Origin of the sequence: Paenibacillus sp. Soil522 (genome assembly GCF_001428245.1) — a bacterium.
GTDB lineage: Bacteria > Bacillota > Bacilli > Paenibacillales > Paenibacillaceae > Pristimantibacillus.
Genome location: NZ_LMRV01000110.1, coordinates 96,349 through 115,603, shown reverse-complemented (window position 1 = coordinate 115,603; position 19,255 = coordinate 96,349). Strand labels below are relative to the sequence as shown.

General features: G+C 50.2%; 19 protein-coding genes and 2 pseudogenes. 3 read left to right on the top strand and 18 right to left on the bottom strand.

The features are described 5' to 3' along the window. Positions 1–34: 34 nt before the first annotated feature. The 9 genes and pseudogenes from ASG81_RS28795 to ASG81_RS28765 form a co-directional block, all read right to left on the bottom strand. Positions 35–1,198: a PQQ-dependent sugar dehydrogenase gene (locus tag ASG81_RS28795; RefSeq protein WP_235549077.1), complete on the bottom strand. Its 1,164-nt coding sequence runs from the start codon at positions 1,196–1,198 to the stop codon at positions 35–37. Positions 1,199–1,297: 99 nt separating this feature from the next. After that, a complete protein-coding gene (locus tag ASG81_RS28790; RefSeq protein WP_056643015.1) occupies positions 1,298–2,152 on the bottom strand; it encodes an inositol monophosphatase family protein in 855 nt (284 codons plus the stop codon). A 108-nt stretch (positions 2,153–2,260) separates the two neighbouring features. Beyond that, complete coding sequence (locus ASG81_RS28785) at positions 2,261–3,079, bottom strand: sulfite exporter TauE/SafE family protein (protein WP_056643012.1); 819 nt, start codon at positions 3,077–3,079, stop codon at positions 2,261–2,263. Between the two features lie 7 nt (positions 3,080–3,086). Next, positions 3,087–3,362 carry a hypothetical protein gene (locus tag ASG81_RS33630; protein WP_268795839.1) on the bottom strand — a complete coding sequence of 92 codons (276 nt, stop codon included), beginning with the start codon at positions 3,360–3,362 and terminating at the stop codon, positions 3,087–3,089. A 116-nt stretch (positions 3,363–3,478) separates the two neighbouring features. Beyond that, positions 3,479–3,622 (bottom strand): annotated as a pseudogene (locus ASG81_RS33625) (hypothetical protein); the annotation flags it as partial. After that, positions 3,579–3,716, bottom strand: a pseudogene (locus ASG81_RS33620) (UV DNA damage repair endonuclease UvsE); the annotation flags it as partial. The pseudogenes ASG81_RS33620 and ASG81_RS33625, both read right to left, overlap by 44 nt. 73 nt (positions 3,717–3,789) lie before the next feature. After that, a complete protein-coding gene (locus ASG81_RS28775) occupies positions 3,790–4,107 on the bottom strand; it encodes a hypothetical protein (protein ID WP_056643007.1) in 318 nt (105 codons plus the stop codon). Between the two features lie 1,000 nt (positions 4,108–5,107). Further along, a complete protein-coding gene (locus ASG81_RS28770; protein WP_056643005.1) occupies positions 5,108–6,223 on the bottom strand; it encodes a D-alanine--D-alanine ligase in 1,116 nt (371 codons plus the stop codon). Positions 6,224–6,246: 23 nt separating this feature from the next. Further along, positions 6,247–7,560 carry an amidase domain-containing protein gene (locus ASG81_RS28765; RefSeq protein ID WP_081417648.1) on the bottom strand — a complete coding sequence of 438 codons (1,314 nt, stop codon included), beginning with the start codon at positions 7,558–7,560 and terminating at the stop codon, positions 6,247–6,249. 370 nt (positions 7,561–7,930) lie between these two features. Between ASG81_RS28765 and acnA the strand changes: the two genes are divergently transcribed. Further along, positions 7,931–10,645, top strand: a complete 2,715-nt coding sequence (acnA, locus tag ASG81_RS28760) for an aconitate hydratase AcnA (RefSeq protein WP_056643001.1) — start codon at positions 7,931–7,933, stop codon at positions 10,643–10,645. A gap of 275 nt (positions 10,646–10,920) precedes the next feature. Here acnA and ASG81_RS28755 read toward each other — a convergent pair whose 3' ends face one another. Beyond that, the gene (locus tag ASG81_RS28755) at positions 10,921–11,664 is read right to left on the bottom strand and encodes an IclR family transcriptional regulator (protein WP_056642998.1); all 744 of its coding nucleotides are present in this window, start codon (positions 11,662–11,664) and stop codon (positions 10,921–10,923) included. A gap of 253 nt (positions 11,665–11,917) precedes the next feature. On the opposite strand from ASG81_RS28755, the gene ASG81_RS28750 reads away from it, so the two are divergent. Both ASG81_RS28750 and ASG81_RS28745 read left to right on the top strand, forming a co-directional pair. After that, entirely contained in the window at positions 11,918–12,973 is a 1,056-nt protein-coding gene (locus ASG81_RS28750; RefSeq protein ID WP_056642995.1) for an alpha/beta hydrolase, read from the top strand. 81 nt (positions 12,974–13,054) lie between these two features. Then, positions 13,055–14,140, top strand: coding sequence for a Fe-Mn family superoxide dismutase (locus ASG81_RS28745; protein WP_056642992.1), 1,086 nt, complete (start codon positions 13,055–13,057; stop codon positions 14,138–14,140). 79 nt (positions 14,141–14,219) lie between these two features. Here ASG81_RS28745 and folE read toward each other — a convergent pair whose 3' ends face one another. The 8 genes from folE to ASG81_RS28705 all read right to left on the bottom strand — a co-directional run bounded on the left by folE (position 14,220) and on the right by ASG81_RS28705 (position 19,103). Then, entirely contained in the window at positions 14,220–14,813 is a 594-nt protein-coding gene (folE, locus tag ASG81_RS28740) for a GTP cyclohydrolase I FolE (RefSeq protein WP_056642988.1), read from the bottom strand. Between the two features lie 32 nt (positions 14,814–14,845). Further along, positions 14,846–15,067, bottom strand: a complete 222-nt coding sequence (locus ASG81_RS28735; RefSeq protein WP_056642985.1) for a YneF family protein — start codon at positions 15,065–15,067, stop codon at positions 14,846–14,848. 121 nt (positions 15,068–15,188) lie between these two features. Beyond that, a complete protein-coding gene (locus ASG81_RS28730; protein WP_056642981.1) occupies positions 15,189–15,725 on the bottom strand; it encodes a methylated-DNA--[protein]-cysteine S-methyltransferase in 537 nt (178 codons plus the stop codon). Beyond that, on the bottom strand, positions 15,718–16,911 hold the full coding sequence (queG, locus tag ASG81_RS28725; RefSeq protein ID WP_442952975.1) for a tRNA epoxyqueuosine(34) reductase QueG: 1,194 nt from the start codon (positions 16,909–16,911) through the stop codon (positions 15,718–15,720). The genes ASG81_RS28730 and queG overlap by 8 nt, the downstream gene beginning before the upstream one ends. Further along, entirely contained in the window at positions 16,912–17,346 is a 435-nt protein-coding gene (gene rnhA, locus ASG81_RS28720) for a ribonuclease HI (RefSeq protein WP_056642978.1), read from the bottom strand. It lies immediately after the preceding gene. A 45-nt stretch (positions 17,347–17,391) separates the two neighbouring features. After that, on the bottom strand, positions 17,392–18,015 hold the full coding sequence (gene lepB / locus ASG81_RS28715; RefSeq protein ID WP_081417647.1) for a signal peptidase I: 624 nt from the start codon (positions 18,013–18,015) through the stop codon (positions 17,392–17,394). Then, positions 18,012–18,569 carry a DUF402 domain-containing protein gene (locus ASG81_RS28710; RefSeq protein WP_056642975.1) on the bottom strand — a complete coding sequence of 186 codons (558 nt, stop codon included), beginning with the start codon at positions 18,567–18,569 and terminating at the stop codon, positions 18,012–18,014. The genes lepB and ASG81_RS28710 overlap by 4 nt, the downstream gene beginning before the upstream one ends. 111 nt (positions 18,570–18,680) lie before the next feature. Continuing rightward, the gene (locus ASG81_RS28705) at positions 18,681–19,103 is read right to left on the bottom strand and encodes a GNAT family N-acetyltransferase (RefSeq protein ID WP_056642970.1); all 423 of its coding nucleotides are present in this window, start codon (positions 19,101–19,103) and stop codon (positions 18,681–18,683) included. Between the last annotated feature and the right edge of the window lie 152 nt (positions 19,104–19,255).

Here is a 19,255-nt window from a genome sequence, read left to right as displayed (position 1 = left end):
ACACCTTCTTTTTTTCCACCCGCGACCATCTGATTTATCCGTTTATACGATTCAACAGCAGCAGACGGTCATCCGTCTCCGACGGAGTGCCTCTGCCATCGGTATTGTTCGTGATAACGTAGATGCGGCCGTCCTTTATTTTCACGTCGCGAAGTCTGCCTTCTCCTTCGAATACGACTGCCATTTCCTTCGTTACCGGATCATAACGGTAAAGCGCGCCACCCATCAAAGTCGCAAACAGCAAACGGTTGCGCTCATCGATCGTCGCTCCAGAGGGCGCAATTGCCTTTTCCCCTGTGTTGTAAACCGGCGTAATCATATCTTCCTGCCGTGCATCTCCATAAATGACCGGCCAGCCATAATTGCTTCCAGGCTCTATCATGTTGATTTCATCATGCCCGCCGGGGTCACCTGACGGACCATGCTCCGTATTGAACATAACGCCCTCATCATTCCATGCAAGCCCTTGCGGATTGCGATGCCCATACGAATACACGTAAGATGCGGGGAACGGATTATCGCTTGGCACCTTGCCGTCAAGCGTCATCCTTAATATTTTACCTGCTAAGCTATTAACATCCTGCGCCAGCTCCCGCTGCTGCGCATCTCCTGTCGTCACATAAAGCAGCTTGTCCGGCCCAAACGCCATCCGTCCCCCATCATGGTTGGCCGCTCCCGGTATGCCTTCGAGCAGCGCCCGCACCTCGTCCCATTGCCCGCCATTTTGCTTAAGCAGAACGACTCTATTCCATATTCGGCCATTTTCCTCGTACGTATGATAGGCATAGGCTGTTTTGGACTGCGCAAAATCCGGCGCCAGCAGAAATCCTAGAAAACCGCCTTCTCCGTTGCCGTGCACCTCTTTAAGTAAATGAACGGATTGACGGGTCAGCTCCCTGCCCTCAAGCTTCACAATGCTGCCTTCACGCTCGCTGATGTAGACAATATCGCCGTCGAACGCAATGACCCAAGGAACACGCAGCTCCTCGGCGAGCACCTCATAAGCCACCTCCGGTTCAGCCGGCTCCATCGTTTCTCCGCCCGTTTCCACTTCTTCCGGCTTGTCCGTTGCCGCATCCGCCGGAGCATTTGCCGGTGGGGGCGATGCGGACGGTTCGTTTGGCTCACATGCTGCCAGCGTGCCTAAGAACACCGTAATCATAATTAACGCGGCTATCCGTTTCTTAGCAGTCATCATCCATTGGTTCCTCCTCCCAATATCCTGCTCTTTTTTATCATTTAAAAAAAGAGAAGGACAACAAGCCTGCAGGTATTACAGGGCCGCTGTCCTAAGTTTTTATTCGTTTGCATTCGCATCGGCAAGCGCCTTGATAAGCTCATCCTGAATATGTCCGTTCGACGCTACAACATTGCGGACGCCCAAATCATAAGGCTTGCCCAGCGTATTGCTTACAACTCCGCCAGACTCCTGCACGAGCAGCGAACCTGCCGCCAAATCCCAGCTGCTAAGTCCGATCTCCCAAAATCCGCTTAAGCGTCCAGATGCGACATAAGCCATATGCAGCGCGGCAGAGCCGGTGATGCGAAGGTTGCGAACCTGCGGAGCAACCGCCTGTATCCCTTTCAGGTTGAGTGGAAGCGCGTAATGGTGATCGGCCGGAAGTCCGGTTGCAACCAGGCTGCAGCGCAGCGTATCCTCCTTCGACACCTGCATCCTTTTACCATGGACGTAGGCTCCTTTCCCTTTTTCCGCGACAAACATCTCGTCCTTCATCGGATCATAGACGACGCCGACAATAACCTCGCCGTTATGCGCAAGCGCGATCGATACGCAGAAATAAGGGAAGCCGTGCACAAAGTTGGTTGTGCCGTCGATCGGATCAACAATCCATAAATATTCAGCGTCTCGAATATTCTCCAGCGCGCGCGTCGAAGCCTCCGGCCCGGGCTCCACTCCCTCCTCGCCCAAAAACGAATGGTGGGGAAAATGGGTCAAAACTAAATTTTTAATCAGGCGCTCCGAGCCTTTGTCTACTTCCGTAACAAGATCATGTGGGGAATACTTTATATCAAGGCTCGCATAGTTGCCTAGTTTCGTCTTAATCCATTCTCCTGCTTTCGATGCGCAATTGATAGCGACAGCTGTAAAGCTTTTCCCGCCTACGACGGAAGCGTTATTCTGGTCACTCACGGTCCATCACTCTTCCCTCTATGTAAATTCTCGAACATTTCTATCCATGTAATGATCTTTTACGTATGAAGCTGATTTCAAGTTTCGCATACAATTATTCTCACAGTATCAAAACGAGCTCAAACCTTCAATAATTAATTGGCCGGCCAGTAAAATAAGCGTCACTCTAAGCAGCCAAAGCAAGCCCTTGCCGCTCATTTTCACCGCGATTGCCGCTCCCAGTTTTCCGCCGATCCAAGCGCCAGGCACTAATGCAAGCACGAGCAGCCAATCCGTCTCTCCCAAATAGGCATGCATGCCGCTCCCAAGTATGGATGACAAAAAAATGACGAACATCGATGTAGCCGTCGCCATATGCGGCGGAAAACGAAACAGAAGCACCATTAACGGCACGAACAACGAACCGCCTCCGATTCCGAACAAACCTGACATTAGACCAACGCCAAAACCAATGGCTAAGGCCGGCATCATTCCATAGCTGTACGTATGCACCTCTCCGGAAACATCCGTCATCGTACGGACGATCGGCCATTGCTTAGAAAACGGTTTCATATGCTCTCGAGCAATCAAGAGCGACGCCATAAGCAGCATAAAAACCCCAAACACGAGCTGGAATATGCCGGCTGGAAGCAAGCCCGTCAGCGCTGAGCCAAGCAATGCAGCAGGACCGCTCGTTATAAAAAATAACCAGCCGCTGCGGAAATCAACGATTTTGCGTTTGGCATAGCTCAGCGTTGAAGCGAGTGCCGTAACGACAAGAACCGTTAACGAAATACCGACCGCCGTTGCATGTCCAATCGTACCGCCCGTCAGCACCGGACCGATCAGCATTAAAACAGGAACGATAATAATGCCGCCGCCCAGTCCGACGATACTGCCGAACATGGCTGCTACGACGCCGAGCAGTACAAGAAGTATCCATTCCATGATAATATCACCTTTTTTCCAGAAACGTAATGATTGATTTACTGAGGGGCTGTCGATAAAATAACACCGTCAAGGTCAGGCCTTGACGGTGCTTCCATACAACCGTTAATGCTGATTGTGAGGGGCTATTTCTACGCGTCCGCCATCCAGCACCGTGACGCCTTCGCCGCATGCTTCCATCCGCTTCAAATCCTCGATGAGCTTGGGGCCACAAATTATAGTACAGATCGTCCTCACTGATGTCTCCCAGATTAACGGCATGATGATGAATGTCGAGCACCATAGGAACTCCCGCCTGCTTCGCTGCCTCGAGCGTCTCCCTTGCATGGAACGTAACGTATTATCGTCATTCTCGAGCGTAACCCGATGCTTAAAACGAGGCGACAAGGCGCTAAACTGACGAATGAACCGTTCCCCAGCTATAGCCTTGTCGCCATATGCTCCACCGATATGTATATATTGCACTTTGTCGCCTCGTCCAGCCCCATTGTCTCCAGCATCAAAAGATGTTAAGTAAATCCAACTCCGACTTCGCAGGCACATCCGGCCTCGGCGTGCTGAACACGCAGAAGTAATCCGGATGAAAGGACACTCGAATTCCATTCTGTTGAACAAATTCGCCAATCTCCCGAAAGGCAGACGCTAGCGCCGGAAATCAATCAGCTAATTCCTCATGTGTAGCAAGCGGAATGAGCTTGGACGAGAATCGATTAAGCCTTCTCTCCAAAAAACATTTCAAAGGCAAGCGCTGTTTGAACCCTTGCTTCTTCCTCGGTCAGCTTTCTCACGAGTTCCATCTCCACCTGTGTCACTTCTTCACCTTGAAAATTAATTTCCGCTATAGAAGCTAAGATGCGAACAATAGCAATCGCCTCATTGGCTGGCGTATATGCAATAACCTTCTGGCCAGTCGGAAATACGCGAAAGCCGCTCTTAACCATTTTGCCCCGACCGTACTCCAACAATTCATATAGCTCTTGTTCGGACTTGAATTTGCAGACAGAATTAAACTCAGTTGCAAAACCCATATGGTTTCCCTCCATTCAGTGAAATTTCTACCTGACCTTCAACGGATTAATGCCAAACCTTTTAAAGCTTAATGACAAACCTTTAAAGGCTTAATGACAAACCTTTAAAGGCTTAATGTGAAACCTTCAAAGGCTTATGCCAAACCTTCAAAGGCTTTTCGAACCCACCCAAACCCTCCCTTCCATGGGAGGGCCCCGAGGGTTGCACCCTCTGGACTCCTGCAATTGGACTAACGTAAGGAGGTGCAGAGAGGCTTGTGAGTCACGTTTGCGGTGGGTCGCTTTCGTCCCTGCGGGACACGCTTAACTTTTGGCATGCCTTTGTTGCTGGCATGAAATCCCTTCCTTCCAAGGGAGGGTTCCGAGGGTTGCACCCTCTGGATTCCTGCAATTGGACTAACGTAAGGAGGTGCAGAGACACTTGCGAGTTGCGTTTGCAGCGGATCGCTTTCGTCCCTGCGGGACACCAGCGATTTGCTTAATTAACAGGAAAAGCTCCTGTTAATTTTCCCCCAAAATGCGCTACAGCCTCATTTAACTGGAAATCCTCCATGTAATCTGAAGAAAATATCCCATTAAGGGACTATTTGCTGAAATTAGATGGAGAAATTCCTGTTAAATAAATCGCGGGCCTAATCATCAGCAAATTAGATGGAGCTTTTCCTGCTATTTGCTGATGAACTACCTGCGGGACATGTTAAGCCTGTCCTATTATTGGGATCGGAATTCGGAATATTATTTCGTTTCATTTTGCGAGCTTACTTTTGGAACTGTTTGATATAAGTGCTGTTTAGCTGCTTTTCACGAAACTAAACAGCACTTTTTAAACTTGGCTGATCATATATGCGCATTGAGTTCGAGATACAACTAATCGATCCTTTAATTTAGAGAGCGCTTGATTTAGTTTGATCATTTGCAACTAAATCGTGGTAAGAGCGTTCGATCGCATTCTAGCTCAAACTATAATAAGAAGTTTTTACCGCACCGCATCCACCAGCTATTATACCGGGTCGCCAGTATAGTCTATACGTTGTTTTTCGGCGTGGCGCGACAGGGCCAGCGAGATTAAGGTATCTAACAATTCTTTATATGGAATGCCGGTTTCCTTCCACATCAGCGGGTACATGCTGAAAGGCGTGAAGCCGGGCAAGGTGTTGACTTCGTTTATGAAAAGCTGGTTATCGTTTTTACGAAGGAAGAAGTCTACGCGCGACAAACCGGAGCCGTCGATCGCCTGGAATGCGCGAACGGCCATTTCACGGACGGATTCTGTTATTTCTTGCGGCAAAATAGCCGGAATTTGCATCGTCGATTTCCCGTCGATATATTTGGCTTTATAGTCGTAAAACTCGTTTGAAGGTGCAATTTCGCCGGGTACGGATGCTTTGGCATCGTCGTTGCCCAGTACGCTTACTTCAATTTCACGAGCGTCCACGAACTCCTCCACGATTACCTTCCGGTCAAAACGAAATGCATAGTTAACAGCCGCAACCAGCTCTTCGCGGTTTTTAGCTTTGGATACGCCGACGCTGGAGCCCAGGTTGGCCGGCTTGATGAAGCATGGATAGCCGAGCGCGACTTCGCATTCCATAATGAAGAAGGAAGCGTCTCTTTCCCATTGCGTCCTGTTGAAGTAGCGGAATATGCATTGCGGCAAGCCTTCTTGAGCAAATACTTTTTTCATCACAATCTTGTCCATCCCGACGGCAGAAGCGAGAACGCCCGCTCCGACGTAAGGGATGTTCGCCATTTCGAATAGCCCTTGAATCGTGCCGTCCTCGCCGAATGTGCCGTGCAATAACGGAAATACGACGTCAACGCCCGGCTCGCCGCTGGCAGCGGCGTCTCCTGCGTTTAGGCCCGCAAACAATGGAGCGAGCGCGAAGCCCGTTTGCTTCGCCTCGCTCGCTGTAAAACGAAGCTCTTCCACGCTGCCGGGACGGGCTTGCAAAGCATCTCCCGTTTTCCATTCGCCTTGCTTCGTGATATAGAAAGGCTTAATTTCATATTTGTTATAATCAAATTCTCCCATTACTGCGTAGGCCGTTTGCAAAGAGACCTCATGCTCTCCTGATTTCCCCCCGTATACTAAACCTACTCGAACCTTGCTCCCCATGGCATATCCTCCGGTACAATAATTTATAATTGATCAGCAATATGAAAAAAACGATATTTCGTTTGTTCCGTCCATGCATAGGAATCACGATAATCCCAATAGCGATGCCTGCTGGAGACCGTGTTGGCATTCACTAGCGGCATTCCGAACGAGTCAAAGGCAGTTACGATTGTGCTGTGCTGAAAGCGTTGATCGCCGTTCCAGTCATACGTAATGACATCGCCAAGCTGCAGCTCATCGGCGGACTGCACAACCTCCGCGCGCAAGCCAGAAGACTTGAAGCTGCTCAAATAATTGGTAAAAGCATTGGATACCGCCCAACTATAGCTCCACCACTCGCTGCCTTTATTCCGGCCTTTATACCACCAGCCCGATTCCCTTTTACCAGTATAGTTCATCGGAGCATTGCCTGCAAAGATGCACTGTGACACGTAATGGGTACAATTCACCTCAAAAGGCTCGTATGACGGGTTCCCTTCATTCCACCAGCGGTCCGCATACGCAGCAGCCAAATCTCTCCTGTAACGAATACCCGACGGCCGGTTTTTGAATTGCTGTAATAGGTCATAATTTAAGTATGGTGTTGACGGTGACGATAAATCGCCAAATAGCTCCGAATGGTTATCGACGGTCATCCAGTTGTCTGTAGCTGTGCCAAAGCGCGGCCTGCGCTCCGCTATGATCGGTTCAACCCGCAGGACATCCCAGGCACCGCCTGACAACCCAAGCCAGAGACGCTCGAATTCGGATCTTTCCTCCATGTAAAAAAGCCCAGACTGCTCCATCCTTCTTTTGATGTGGAGCCGAATGAGCACAGAAACTTCGCTGGACGATTCATTTACGCGCACGAGCTCTGCTTTCGTCTCGCTGCCTGCTGGCAGGGCGCCTCTTAGCAAATCGCGCTCGCGCAGACGTTCAAGCCTGCAACGGAGACGGTCGCAGTGCTCATGGTCGGTTACGTAATCGGTCAGCACCGTCGCATGCTGATTCGCTTCCGCTTGATTGTACAGGCTCACATAGCGATGAACGGCAGATTTCCAGCCCTGCAGACTCCCTTGCTGCCTATGCTGATCGTAATCGGATGAACGCAATAGCGAATTAAGCTTTGAAGTTTGCTGTCTGACGGACTTAGTTTCTTGATTTTCCTGATTCTGAAGCGCATGATTAACCGTTTCAGCATGCCGCTCCGGTTGCAGCCCGAAAGGCGCCGGCTGTTTTGGGACAGCATGCGTCACAACCTTTTGCTGCGGCTTGCGCTGAGATGCTATCGGCTTGGACGGCGCTTGATGATGCTTTTGGCCCTGAATGCCCTGTCCCCGGTTTCCCGTTCGCGGCATAGCAATCCCTCCTTGACCATGTTGGTAATGCAAAAAACGTTTCGCGCTGAAATATAAGCCGGATGATCAGACTAATCCTTATTCATCCTTGTATTTCAGGCATAAACACTGTAAACAGCCTTAGGCTGCATGAGATCACCATCAAGCTCAATTGCCTTAAGCTTACGCTGATTAACTGCTTCATTATATGAAGCCGTCTTTCGTTTCATGTAACATTCGTTCCGTACACTTTTCATGCCATTTACAGGCACGATAAGACATAATTGGACTTTACGGAAGGACTATTTTAACGATATACTATAGATATAGCGATTTTGAAATCGTGTTTCACAGAATGAAACATGAATTCCATTCAAAGAGGAGAATGACGATGTCTACACAAAATCATTATTCGGTTCGCACAACGCTGGACGCAGGTGGCAAATCTTACGCTTACTACCGTCTGGGCGGACTTGAAGAGCAAGGACTAGGCGACATTTCCAAGCTGCCTTTTTCCATCAAAGTATTGCTTGAGGCTGCTGTTCGTCAATTTGACGGCCGCGCCATTACACCTGAGCATGTAAAGCAGCTTGCTACATGGGCTGACGGACGCGAAGATAAAGAAATTCCTTTCATCCCTGCCCGTATCGTATTGCAGGATTTCACAGGCGTACCGGTTGTCGTAGACTTGGCAGCTATGCGTGATACTGTGAAAAAAGCAGGCGGAGACCCGAAAAAAATCAATCCGCTCGTACCTGTTGATCTTGTAATCGACCACTCCGTAATGGTTGACGCATTCGGCACGCCTGAAGCGCTTGAATATAACACGAAGGTTGAATTTGAGCGTAACGAAGAGCGTTACCGTTTCCTTCGCTGGGCACAAACGGCATTCGATAACTTCCGCGCGGTTCCGCCGGGCACAGGTATCGTTCACCAAGTTAACTTGGAGTATTTGGCATCCGTTGCCGCTACAAAAACAATCGATGGCGAAACTGTCGTATACCCTGATTCCCTCGTTGGTACGGATTCCCATACAACGATGATCAACGGTCTTGGCGTTGTAGGCTGGGGCGTTGGCGGTATCGAGGCTGAGGCTGGTATGCTTGGCCAACCGCTTTATTTCGTTATGCCTGAAGTTATCGGCTTCAAATTGACAGGCAAGCTGGCAGAAGGCTCCACGGCGACTGACCTAGCGCTTACCGTTACACAAATTTTGCGTAAAAAAGGCGTTGTTGGTAAGTTTGTCGAGTTCTTCGGCCCTGGCTTGTCTAACATCAGTCTTGCTGACCGTGCAACAGTTGCCAACATGGCTCCGGAATACGGCGCTACAATCGGCTTCTTCCCTGTCGATAATGAAACGCTTAGCTATCTTCGCCAAACAGGCCGCTCGGAAGATCTCATCGAGCTAGTTGGCTCTTACTATAAAGCACAAGACATGTTCCGTACGGATGAGACTCCAGATCCTGTCTTCTCAGATATTGTTGAGCTGGACCTTTCGACGATCGTACCTTCACTTGCAGGTCCGAAGCGTCCTCAAGACCGCGTTGAGCTTACTGCAATGAAAGAATCCTTCAATAGCATCATCCGCACGCCAATCGACAAAGGCGGATATGGACTGACTGAAGAGAAAATCGATCAAGTCGTTACGGTTAATCACAATGACGGCCAAGTGAGCAAAATGGGCACTGGCGCAGTTGTTATTGCCGCGATTACAAGCTGCACGAACACTTCTAACCCAAGCGTAATGGTCGGCGCCGGCCTTGTCGCGAAGAAAGCAGTAGCACTTGGACTTAAGAAGCCAGCTTATGTAAAAAGCTCCCTGACGCCGGGCTCGCTTGTCGTTACAGAATATTTGACAAAAGCAAACCTGCTCGAGCCGCTTGAAGCACTCGGCTTCCACGTTGCCGGCTATGGCTGCGCGACTTGTATCGGTAACTCAGGCCCGCTTCCGGACGAAGTAAGCAAAGCCATTGCTGACAATGATATGACGGTATCCGCTGTTCTCTCCGGTAACCGTAACTTTGAAGGCCGCGTACACGCGCAGGTAAAAGCAAACTACTTGGCTTCTCCGCCGCTGGTTATCGCATATGCGCTTGCCGGTACGACAAACATCGATCTGACAACGGAGCCAATCGGTTATACAGAAGATAACAAGCCTGTATTCCTCAAAGATATTTGGCCAACGTCGCAAGAAGTTAACGATGCAATGACCGCGGCTCTTTCACCGCAAATGTTCCGTGACAAATACGAGAACGTATTTACGCAAAATGAGCGTTGGAACGCTATTTCGGTACCTAAAGGTGAAAGCTACGAGTGGGATGCTAAATCGACTTATATCCAAAACCCGCCGTTCTTCGAAAACCTTGGCCCGGATCTAACGGATATCGGGGATATTCATTCGGCAAGCGTGCTTGCACTTATGGGTGATTCCGTAACAACTGACCATATTTCGCCTGCCGGTAACATTACCGTTAACAGCCCAGGCGGCCAATACTTGATCGAAAACGGCGTTAAACGCGAAGACTTCAACTCCTACGGCTCCCGTCGCGGTAACCACGAAGTCATGATGCGCGGAACGTTCGCTAACATTCGTATTCGTAACCAAGTGGCTCCAGGCACAGAAGGCGGCGTAACGACTTACCTGCCTACTGATGAAGTCATGTCGATCTACGACGCATCGATGAAATATCAAAAGGACGGCAAAAACCTTGTTGTTCTTGCCGGTAAAGAATACGGTACAGGAAGCTCCCGTGACTGGGCGGCAAAAGGAACTTTCCTGCTCGGCGTCAAAGCCGTTATCGCTGAAAGCTTCGAGCGTATTCACCGCTCCAACCTGGTTGGTATGGGCGTATTGCCGCTCCAATTCCCGGAAGGCCAAGGCTGGAAGACACTTAATATTACTGGACGCGAGACGTTCGATATCGCTGGCTTGTCCAACGATGTTACGCCAGGCTCGCAAGTTACCGTTACAGCTACACGCGAAGACGGCACGTCGTTTGACTTCCCGGCAATCGTGCGCTTAGACTCGATGGTTGACGTCGATTACTACCGCAATGGCGGTATCCTGCAAACGGTACTTCGTCAAATGATCGCGAATATGAACTAATCAGCATAAATGCTGCGCAACCAGGCGTAAACGGCTTTAGCGGCTAAAGCTCGTTTCGAGGTGAAATAGAAGCATTGTATAAGTTTAAAAGAGCTTTGCCGTCCTTTCGGCAAAGCTCTTTTTCAGTTGCAGAACGGGATTTATTCTGAGTGGGATAACACGCGATGACTTAGCCAATACGCATGAAGCTACTCTTTCATTCCTTTCTACAGCTTAAATAGCTATAAAAAAACAGCAGGTTTGAGGTTCGCCTCAGGCCTGCTGTTTCTTTTCAGCTATAAAATCATCATTCCCATCCGATTAGCGGATTCGATCATGACGGGCGCGTATTCCTTCATCGTCTGCAGCGTCAGCCTGCTTGCTGGACCTGATACAGATAATGCGGCCGTCAGCTTCCCTTTCCGGTTAAAGATAGGCGCGGACAATGCCGCTGCTCCCGGCTCGCGCTCCTCGAAGCTGGTGGCGTATCCCTGCAGGCAAATCTCTTCAAGCTGCTGCTTGTATTGATCCAGATCAATCGAGTATAGCCAAGCCGGATCTCCAAAAATGCTTTCCTGCGTGACCGGATCGGAATAGGCAATGAGCACCTTGCTCGACGCGCCTGCATAAAGCGGCAGCCTTACGCCGACAGGCGCTACCCGCCGCACGGGCTGGTTGCTCTGCACCGCTTGCATGCGGATCCTCTCGGAGCCGTCTCTAACATATATGCTGACTGTCTCTCCCAGCTTGTCGCGAAGCCGCTCCATTTCCGGCAGCCATATCGTTGCTTGATCGTCTGACCGCGATAGATTGGCGGACAGCTCCCACATTTTCAAACCCAAATGATAACGGTCAGTCGAACGATCCCGTTCGATGAAGCCCTTCTCCTCTAATGTAGCGAGCATCCGGTGAACCGTGCTTTTGTGCAGGCCGACATGTTCGGCAATTTCCGTCATTGCCCAGTCCGTTTTCGAAATAAAGCACAGCAATATATCAAGCGCTCGATCCACTGCCCGAACCGTTGATTTTCCATCTTCCATGCAGCCGTACCTCCGTCTTCCTAAAGTTTCATCCAATGAAACCGATTATCATCTAGTATAACTCATCGCTTCCATTATCGTAAAGAAAAGATCTTTACGTTACAGCAATATTACAAATCATTAACATTACCTCGACATCAATTGACAGGCCTTTAGGACCGGACTACGATTAAAGGACTAGAAATGATAAGCGCTTTCAGCTATGGGATGAAACAGTCCGACAGCCGGTTGCTTGCAGAGGGAGGAATACGACATGAGCACGAGCATAATGACACCAATGCCACTTGAAGGCGGATTTCCGCAAAGCCTTCAGCCCTTCCCTATGGGAGACTCAGACAGCCTTTTCCTGCTTCGCAAATCAAGAAGCCGCGGCAAGCACCTGCTGGTTGCCTCCATCGCTTCCCTCGCTGCTATGTGCCTGCTTGCAGTTATTATTTTTCATGGATATGTCGCTTGGATGCTTGCTTTTCCTTTTGTCGCTCCACTCTCCACTAATCCGCAAGCGGCTATCGGCCTAGATTATGAGGATGTCGTTTTCCCCAGCAAGAGCGGAGACACAACGGTCAGCGGCTGGTTCATTCCAGCGGAAGCCGATGCGGGCGGAGCCGCAGCCTCGGCGCGGACTGTCGTATTCAGCCATGGCTATGGCGCTAACCGCGAAGAATCATGGGTGCCGATGTACGAGCTCTCCAAGCTGCTGCACGGCTTAAACTATAATATTTTGTTGTTTGACTATGGCTACGCCTCGAAGGAGTACAAGGCTCCGGCCACTGGCGGCCTTGAGGAATCGCAGCAGCTGCTCGCAGCTGTAGATTATGCCAAATCCCGCGGCGCCGAGGATATCGTCGTCTGGGGCTTCTCAATGGGTGCGGGAACCGCCCTGCAAGCAGCGCTTCAGACCGATGAGATAGATGCGATGATACTCGACAGCTTATTTATACCAAGCCCCGAGGCGTTATTTGATAATCTGAATCAATTTGTAACCTTGCCGCGCTTCTCGCTGCCGCTCATTGAATCGATGATTCCGCTTTGGACCGGTACAAGCTTTGGCTCCATTCCGGCAAGCGAGGTTATCTCGAACATCTATGATATACCGCTTTTCATTATTCATGGTACGAACGATGTTAAAGCGTCATACAAAACGGCCGAAGTTATTGCTGAAGGGCAAGGCAACATTCTCTCCCGCTCATGGATCGTGCAAGACGGCAAGCACGAGCTGCTGTTTCAAGTTCACCCGAGCGAATACATCCAAAGAGCCGCCCTATTTCTAAGCCAAGTCGATCAGCAGCTCCAGACAGAAAGAATATAATCAGGAAGTACGACATAAGCCCGAATTGCAACGAATACATCTAACATAGATGCACATGTTGCGACATAGGAGGCGATGGTCGTGCTTTTTGTTTATGGAACGCTCATGCCCATACGAGTAATGGAATTAATCCGTCATTGGAAACTCCAAGAGAAGGAGCATGCCGCCGTTATTGTCCAAGCGGCTCCGGAGCTGAAACGCCAGTATGTGCAGCTTCTTCAGTCCTGGGAGCCGATCTTCTCTCAAACCGCGCATTATACGAACCAATGGCTGGATGAATGGCTCCCCTTCCCGTCCCATCTACCCTCACATGTGGAGCAATCCGTTGAAGCGCTTGTAGATGCTGCGCTTGAACAATCGCTTACTTACGTAGATCAGCTAAGGCAAATAACGGAGCGAACGGCCGCTGTATCTTCATCCATTACCAAAACCGTCATTTCACATTCCATCCGCGAATCCAATTATTATATCGGCTTAATGAGCGCTTATCGCCAAGCCGTGAACAGTCCTGGCAATCGCGAGCAGCGCCCCCCTCTTCAGCAAGTACCGGTCGGCGGGCATACGCTCCCTCCCCTGCCTTATACTTATGATGCGCTTGAGCCTTATATCGATGAGCAGACGATGCGGATTCATCATAATATGCACCACCAATCCTACGTCGATGGCTTAAATATAGCTGAACTTCAGCTGCAGACCGCACGCGATACCGGCAATTTCGAGCTCGTAAAGCATTGGGAACGCGAGCTCGCTTTCAACGGTGCCGGCCATTATTTGCATACGTTGTTCTGGAACGTGATGTCGCCCTACGGCGGCGGCGAGGCGACGGGGCCGCTTAACAACCAGATCCGGAACGATTTTGGCAGCTTTGCTGCATTCATGAAGCAGTTCAGCGAGGCTGCAGCGAAGATCGAGGGCAGCGGCTGGGCTATTCTGGTATGGAGCCCGCGCAGCAGACGGCTCGAAATTTTAACCGCAGAGAAGCATCAAAATTTGTCGCAATGGGATGTCATTCCTTTGCTTGCGTTAGACGTATGGGAGCATGCTTATTATTTGAGGCATCAAAACAGACGCCCCGAGTACGTACAGGAGTGGTGGAACGTGGTCAATTGGCCTTATGTGAATGAAAGGTATGAGGAAGCGCGGAAGCTCGTGTGGGTGCCGTTCTGATAAAATTTTGACGTTCCATCAATCAAAAAAAAGTCCGTCAGGAGCATTTCTCCCGTCGGACTTTCTAATATAGGCCGGCCTATTGCTTGAGCAAAGCAAGGAACTCCGAACGCAGCGCCGAGCTGCTGCGGAACTCGCCGCGTACGGCAGACGTAACCGTCTTGCTCCCAGGCTTCTTCACGCCGCGCGCGCACATGCACAGATGCTCGCCCTCGACGACGACCATAACGCCATGCGGCGCAAGCTCCTGATCGAGTATGTCGGCGATTTGCGATGTTATGCGCTCTTGGACCTGCAGTCTGCGCGTAACCGCCTCTACAAGGCGGGCAAGCTTGCTGAGGCCCGCTATTTTGCCGCTAGGGATGTAACCGATATGCGCTTTTCCGAAGAATGGCGCCATATGATGCTCGCACTGGCTGTAATATACGATATCTTTGACGATGACAAGCTCCTCATGCTGCTCATCGAACGTGACGCCAAGCACCTCGCGCGGATCAACCTCGTAACCGCCAAAAATTTCCTCGTACATCCGGGTTACGCGTGCAGGCGTTTCCAGCAAGCCTTCACGCTCTACATTTTCACCGATGAGCTTCAAAATTTCTTTTATATGGTGTTCGATTTGCTCCCGGTTGTTCTCTACGCTCGAATTGACGTAATCTTTCCTTCCCGCCATTCCTTAATTCCCCTTCCGGCCCCCCTCACGCTTTATCTGCGAGGCATTTTTTGATTTCTCATCATGTGCTGCGCTTTTTGCATCTGCTGTTTATTCAAATTGTAGCCCATTTGCTTAGCCATCTTTTGAATCATTTCAGGATCGTTTTGCATTTTCTCAAGCTGCTTCCGCAGATAGAATACGCCAACAAAGAAGCCCCCTACTGCTCCTGCTAATAAAGTAACGATCGGTACCACAATGTTAACCCACGACATACTGTCACCTGACCCTTTCTAAATCTCCTGCTGTGTATAATGTTCCCATGATAGCATGTTCACCCTATGTTCGCAATGAACAGCTTAGCCTTATCGCAAGCTTTATTAGCCAGCCTATAAGCTAGTTTTCCGCTTTCTTCTCCAGCTCAAGCAGCGCGGTCTTAATCGGCAGTCCTCCGCCATAACCGATCATTTGACCATTAGCCCCGATCACGCGGTGACAAGGCACAATGATCGATACGGGATTGCGATTGTTCGCGCCGCCAACGGCACGCATCGCGCCCGGCTGGCCGAGCATCACCGCAATGTCCTTATAGGTACGCGTCTCGCCATACGGGATTTGCTGCAGGGCTGCCCATACCTTCTGCTGAAACGGCGTGCCAAACAGCTGAACCGGAAGCTCGAACTGCCGCAGTCCTCCTGCAAAATAAAGCTGCAGCTGCCTGCCCGCTTCCTTCAGCTGCGGATGGGAAGACGCTACAATTTGCCTGATATCCGCTGCCTGCGGTCCAATATGGCGCAGCGCCCACTGCCGGAGTCCTTCCTCGGCAGCTTCAAAGGGAGCGAAATCCAAATGACAAATATGTTCGTCCGCTGCCGCCAGCGTCATCGTCCCGATAGGCGAGCCGATCTCAGCCGCATAAAGCTGTTCAATCATCTGTGCCAACACCTTCTTCCGACTGCTGCTGTATATCCTTGGCAATCGGGTTTATTTGATCGATCGCATTCATTATAGCCTGCAGCGCTTCCTCATCGCTCTCTTTATGAGAAGCGGCAAGCAGAGCCGCTTTCGCCTGCCCGCCGCCGATTCGCGCGAGCGCCCACGCTGCCGTACCTCGCAGCACCGGCCTCGTATCCTGCTCAAGCACGCGAATCAGATCCGGTACCGCGCTCGCCTCTTTGAAGTTGCCGAGCGCGATTACGGCGTTGCGCTGGATCGGCTTCTTACCGCGCCATGCAGAGGAGGTGCTTCCATATCTCGCTTGAAACTCTTTGTTTCCTATTGTAAGCAATGGAACAAGAAGCGGCTTCACGAGCTCCGGATCGGGCTGCAGCTCCGGCTGATGCGTCCAGTTTTTGCCGCGGTTAACCGGACAGACGGTCTGGCATGTATCACAGCCATACAGCCGATTTCCGATTTTGCGCATCAACTCGTCCGACAGCATTCCCTTTGTCTGTGTTACATAGGAGATGCAGCGGCTGGAATCCAATTGGCCCGGCCCGACTAACGCGTCCGTCGGACAAGCGTCAATGCATTTTGTGCAAGAGCCGCAGCTTTCCGTGACCGGTTCATCCGGCGCAAACGGCACATTTGTGATCATCTCTCCGAGATACATCCATGAGCCGAGCTCCGGGGATAGGATAGAGCAGTTTTTCGCGCTCCAGCCAATGCCTGCACGCTCCGCGACGGCGCGATCCGACAAGGCGCCGGTATCGACCATGCTTTCCACGCGCAAATCCGGCACGCGCTCCCTCAGCCATGCTTCGAGCTTCGCAAGCCGGTCCCGCAGCACCTTATGGTAATCGTCTCCCCAAGCTGAGCGCGACATAATGCCCCGCCTTGCTCCAGGCTCCGATTTGGGAGGATCCTTCAGCTTGGACGGATAAGCAATTGCGATCGCGATGATCGACTGCGGATTATCGAATAAAAGCGACGGATTCGTCCGCTTCTCGATATCCGGCTCCTCAAAGCCGGATTCTCTGCCAAGCTCGCGGTGTCTTAGCAAAATTTCCTTTAATGATACGAACGGGTCTGCGGATGCGACCCCAATTTTGTCGATTCCCAGACTAGGAGCGGCCCTTAGCATCTCTTCCTTCAGCTTTGCCCACTTGTTTGTCATCATCTATAACCGTTTAATAGCTTCACGAGCCAGCTCGTCACAGCGATTGTTCCATTCGTTATCGCTGTGGCCTTTTACCTTCACGTATTCGACTTTATGCTTTTTCATAAGCTCCCATAGCGCTTTCCACAGCTCTTGGTTCTCTACAGGCTCCTTCTTGCTGTTCTTCCAGCCGTTCCTCAGCCAGCCGTGAATCCAGCCCTTCTGGAAGCAATTCACAACATATGCTGAATCACTGTACACTTTTACCTGACAAGGCTCCTTCAGCAGCTTCAAGCCCTCGATCACCGCCTGAATTTCCATGCGGTTATTCGTCGCAAACTTCTCTCCGCCCGAAATCTCCTTCTGATGAACGCCAAAAAACAGCACCGCGCCCCAGCCGCCCGGACCCGGGTTGCCGGAGCAGGCCCCGTCCGTATAGATCATAACGTCCTTCATTGTAGACCCCTCCTTAAAGGTTTGCTCTCCCGATACGAACAGCGATTAAAGCGATCTTATCTCTTTGTACGGCCACAAAATATAATCGGCTCTGCCCCGGATCAGCTCTTCCGGCACAGCATGAAACGATCTGCTGTCCAGGCTGGCTCTAGCATGGCGGTTATCTCCCATAACAAAGTAATGGCCTTCACCGATTATTTCTGGTCCGTAGCTCATATCTTCTATTAAGGTGTCCGTGTAAGGTTCGTCCACCAGAATGCCGTTACGGTACAACCGCTTGTTGTGAATCTCGATGCGGTCGCCGGGAACGCCGATTACCCTTTTTACGAGATACTTCTCCTCTTTTGCGCCCGTATTCGGTTCCTTCAAAATAACGACATCCCCGGCCTTCGGCTTGGCGACCAAATAAATGAATTTATTAACAAAGAGCCACTCATGCGCCGTTAACGTCGGCTCCATCGAATGCCCCTCGACTTTGGATAAGTTAAATACAAAAAAGTGTAGAAGCATGACAACTGCAAAAGCAATAACTAATGTTTTTGTCCAGTCTAACAGCTCTGCCAGCCATGTGGATTGGTCGCTCGCAGCAGCTTCGGCAGACGGGCTGTTCTTACCCGCAATTCCTGCCTTATTTTCGTCCAGCTCATGTTCCCGGCTCAGCAGACTCATTGCTCCACCTCATCGTTTCGTCTCAGCCATTCCTCGTAATAGAGCGTCACAAGCTGATCCTCAAAAGGAGACTGTGCTTTATCGATTCGCCCAAGAAGCGCTTCAAGCCCCTCCTGTACCTTGTCGTCGACCATTTTCGGATAGTGATAGGCTGCTTTATGCATTTCGTATTCATCCTGATCAACTACGAACCTTCCGCCGTCTACCGTGCGAATAACATCCAAATCGTAATCAATATAGGTCAGCACATTCCCTTGCAAATAAGGCGGCGAGGCAATATTGCAATAATAACGAATGCCTCCCTCCTCAAGCAAAGCGACCACGTTAAACCATTGCCCTGGTATAAAAAAGGAGACTGCCGGCACGCGGCTTACCCATATCTTACCATCAGATTCTTGAATCGGCGTTTGGCGGTTAATGAGCACAATCATGGACTCCTCTTTATGCCCGCCAGCAAGCCGTTCATCCGGAACGAGCCAATTCTGCTGCCATGTACGGTGAATGTGACCGTTATGTTTGAAGCTTTTGATGACACAGTGCCGATATGGTTCCATCCCGTTCTCCTCATAAACGTATATAGTAATAAGAAAAGCATATCTCACCGCCAAAAGCAATGGCGATGCAGATATGCCCTGCGTACAAACTAACATGCAGTAAAGTTCGCGTTAACCCGCTACAATGCTCAGTTTCTGAAACGATCTGATAAAATCGTTGGCCACGTACCCCATCGACTCATACAAAGGTAAGACTGGCTCATTGTGCTCGTCCGCGGTAATTAGTATCTTTGTAACATTGCGCTGTTCGAAACGCTGGCGCAATGCCTGGATGAGCGCTTTGCCGATTCCTTTCCGCTGGTGGAGAGGAGAGACGGCAATTCGATAATAATAACCTTTGTTATTATCAATCGTACCGATAATCATGCCCACAATTTCGGAATTTTCGACAGCGACTAGAACTAAATCACTATCCCATGACAACTGGCGGGCAAAAGCTTCCATCGTTTGTTCGTAGCACTCTTCTGTAAGAACATCTTCGAGAAGTGCTGTAATTGGTCGGTAATCGGACAACTGGAAGGAACGAACATTCATTTAAATTACACCTTCTATACCATGTCATAGTATTGCATTTAGATTATATTACGACAAAATTTAACGAAATCCTGCTTCTATCTTTAATATTCCTTAAAAAAATTAAACAAATCATCGATTATCTCTTGAAAACGCTTTATATTAAGCGCTTT

Excerpts from the sequence above, each read along its gene's own strand:
- ASG81_RS28730 (WP_056642981.1), bottom strand. The coding sequence starts at position 15,725 with ATGATTGAACAGCTTTATGCGGCTGAGATCGGCTCGCCTATCGGGACG.
- ASG81_RS28785 (WP_056643012.1), bottom strand. The coding sequence starts at position 3,079 with ATGGAATGGATACTTCTTGTACTGCTCGGCGTCGTAGCAGCCATGTTC.
- rnhA (WP_056642978.1), bottom strand. The coding sequence starts at position 17,346 with ATGAAGGACGTTATGATCTATACGGACGGGGCCTGCTCCGGCAACCCG.
- ASG81_RS28755 (WP_056642998.1), bottom strand. The coding sequence starts at position 11,664 with ATGGAAGATGGAAAATCAACGGTTCGGGCAGTGGATCGAGCGCTTGAT.
- ASG81_RS28705 (WP_056642970.1), bottom strand. The coding sequence starts at position 19,103 with ATGAATGTTCGTTCCTTCCAGTTGTCCGATTACCGACCAATTACAGCA.
- ASG81_RS28795 (WP_235549077.1), bottom strand. The coding sequence starts at position 1,198 with ATGATGACTGCTAAGAAACGGATAGCCGCGTTAATTATGATTACGGTG.
- ASG81_RS28735 (WP_056642985.1), bottom strand. The coding sequence starts at position 15,067 with ATGTCGTGGGTTAACATTGTGGTACCGATCGTTACTTTATTAGCAGGA.
- lepB (WP_081417647.1), bottom strand. The coding sequence starts at position 18,015 with ATGAGTCTGCTGAGCCGGGAACATGAGCTGGACGAAAATAAGGCAGGA.
- ASG81_RS33630 (WP_268795839.1), bottom strand. The coding sequence starts at position 3,362 with ATGGTGCTCGACATTCATCATCATGCCGTTAATCTGGGAGACATCAGT.
- queG (WP_442952975.1), bottom strand. The coding sequence starts at position 16,911 with ATGATGACAAACAAGTGGGCAAAGCTGAAGGAAGAGATGCTAAGGGCC.
- acnA (WP_056643001.1), top strand. The coding sequence starts at position 7,931 with ATGTCTACACAAAATCATTATTCGGTTCGCACAACGCTGGACGCAGGT.
- folE (WP_056642988.1), bottom strand. The coding sequence starts at position 14,813 with ATGGCGGGAAGGAAAGATTACGTCAATTCGAGCGTAGAGAACAACCGG.
- ASG81_RS28750 (WP_056642995.1), top strand. The coding sequence starts at position 11,918 with ATGAGCACGAGCATAATGACACCAATGCCACTTGAAGGCGGATTTCCG.
- ASG81_RS28770 (WP_056643005.1), bottom strand. The coding sequence starts at position 6,223 with ATGGGGAGCAAGGTTCGAGTAGGTTTAGTATACGGGGGGAAATCAGGA.
- ASG81_RS28710 (WP_056642975.1), bottom strand. The coding sequence starts at position 18,569 with ATGGAACCATATCGGCACTGTGTCATCAAAAGCTTCAAACATAACGGT.
- ASG81_RS28765 (WP_081417648.1), bottom strand. The coding sequence starts at position 7,560 with ATGCCGCGAACGGGAAACCGGGGACAGGGCATTCAGGGCCAAAAGCAT.
- ASG81_RS28775 (WP_056643007.1), bottom strand. The coding sequence starts at position 4,107 with ATGGGTTTTGCAACTGAGTTTAATTCTGTCTGCAAATTCAAGTCCGAA.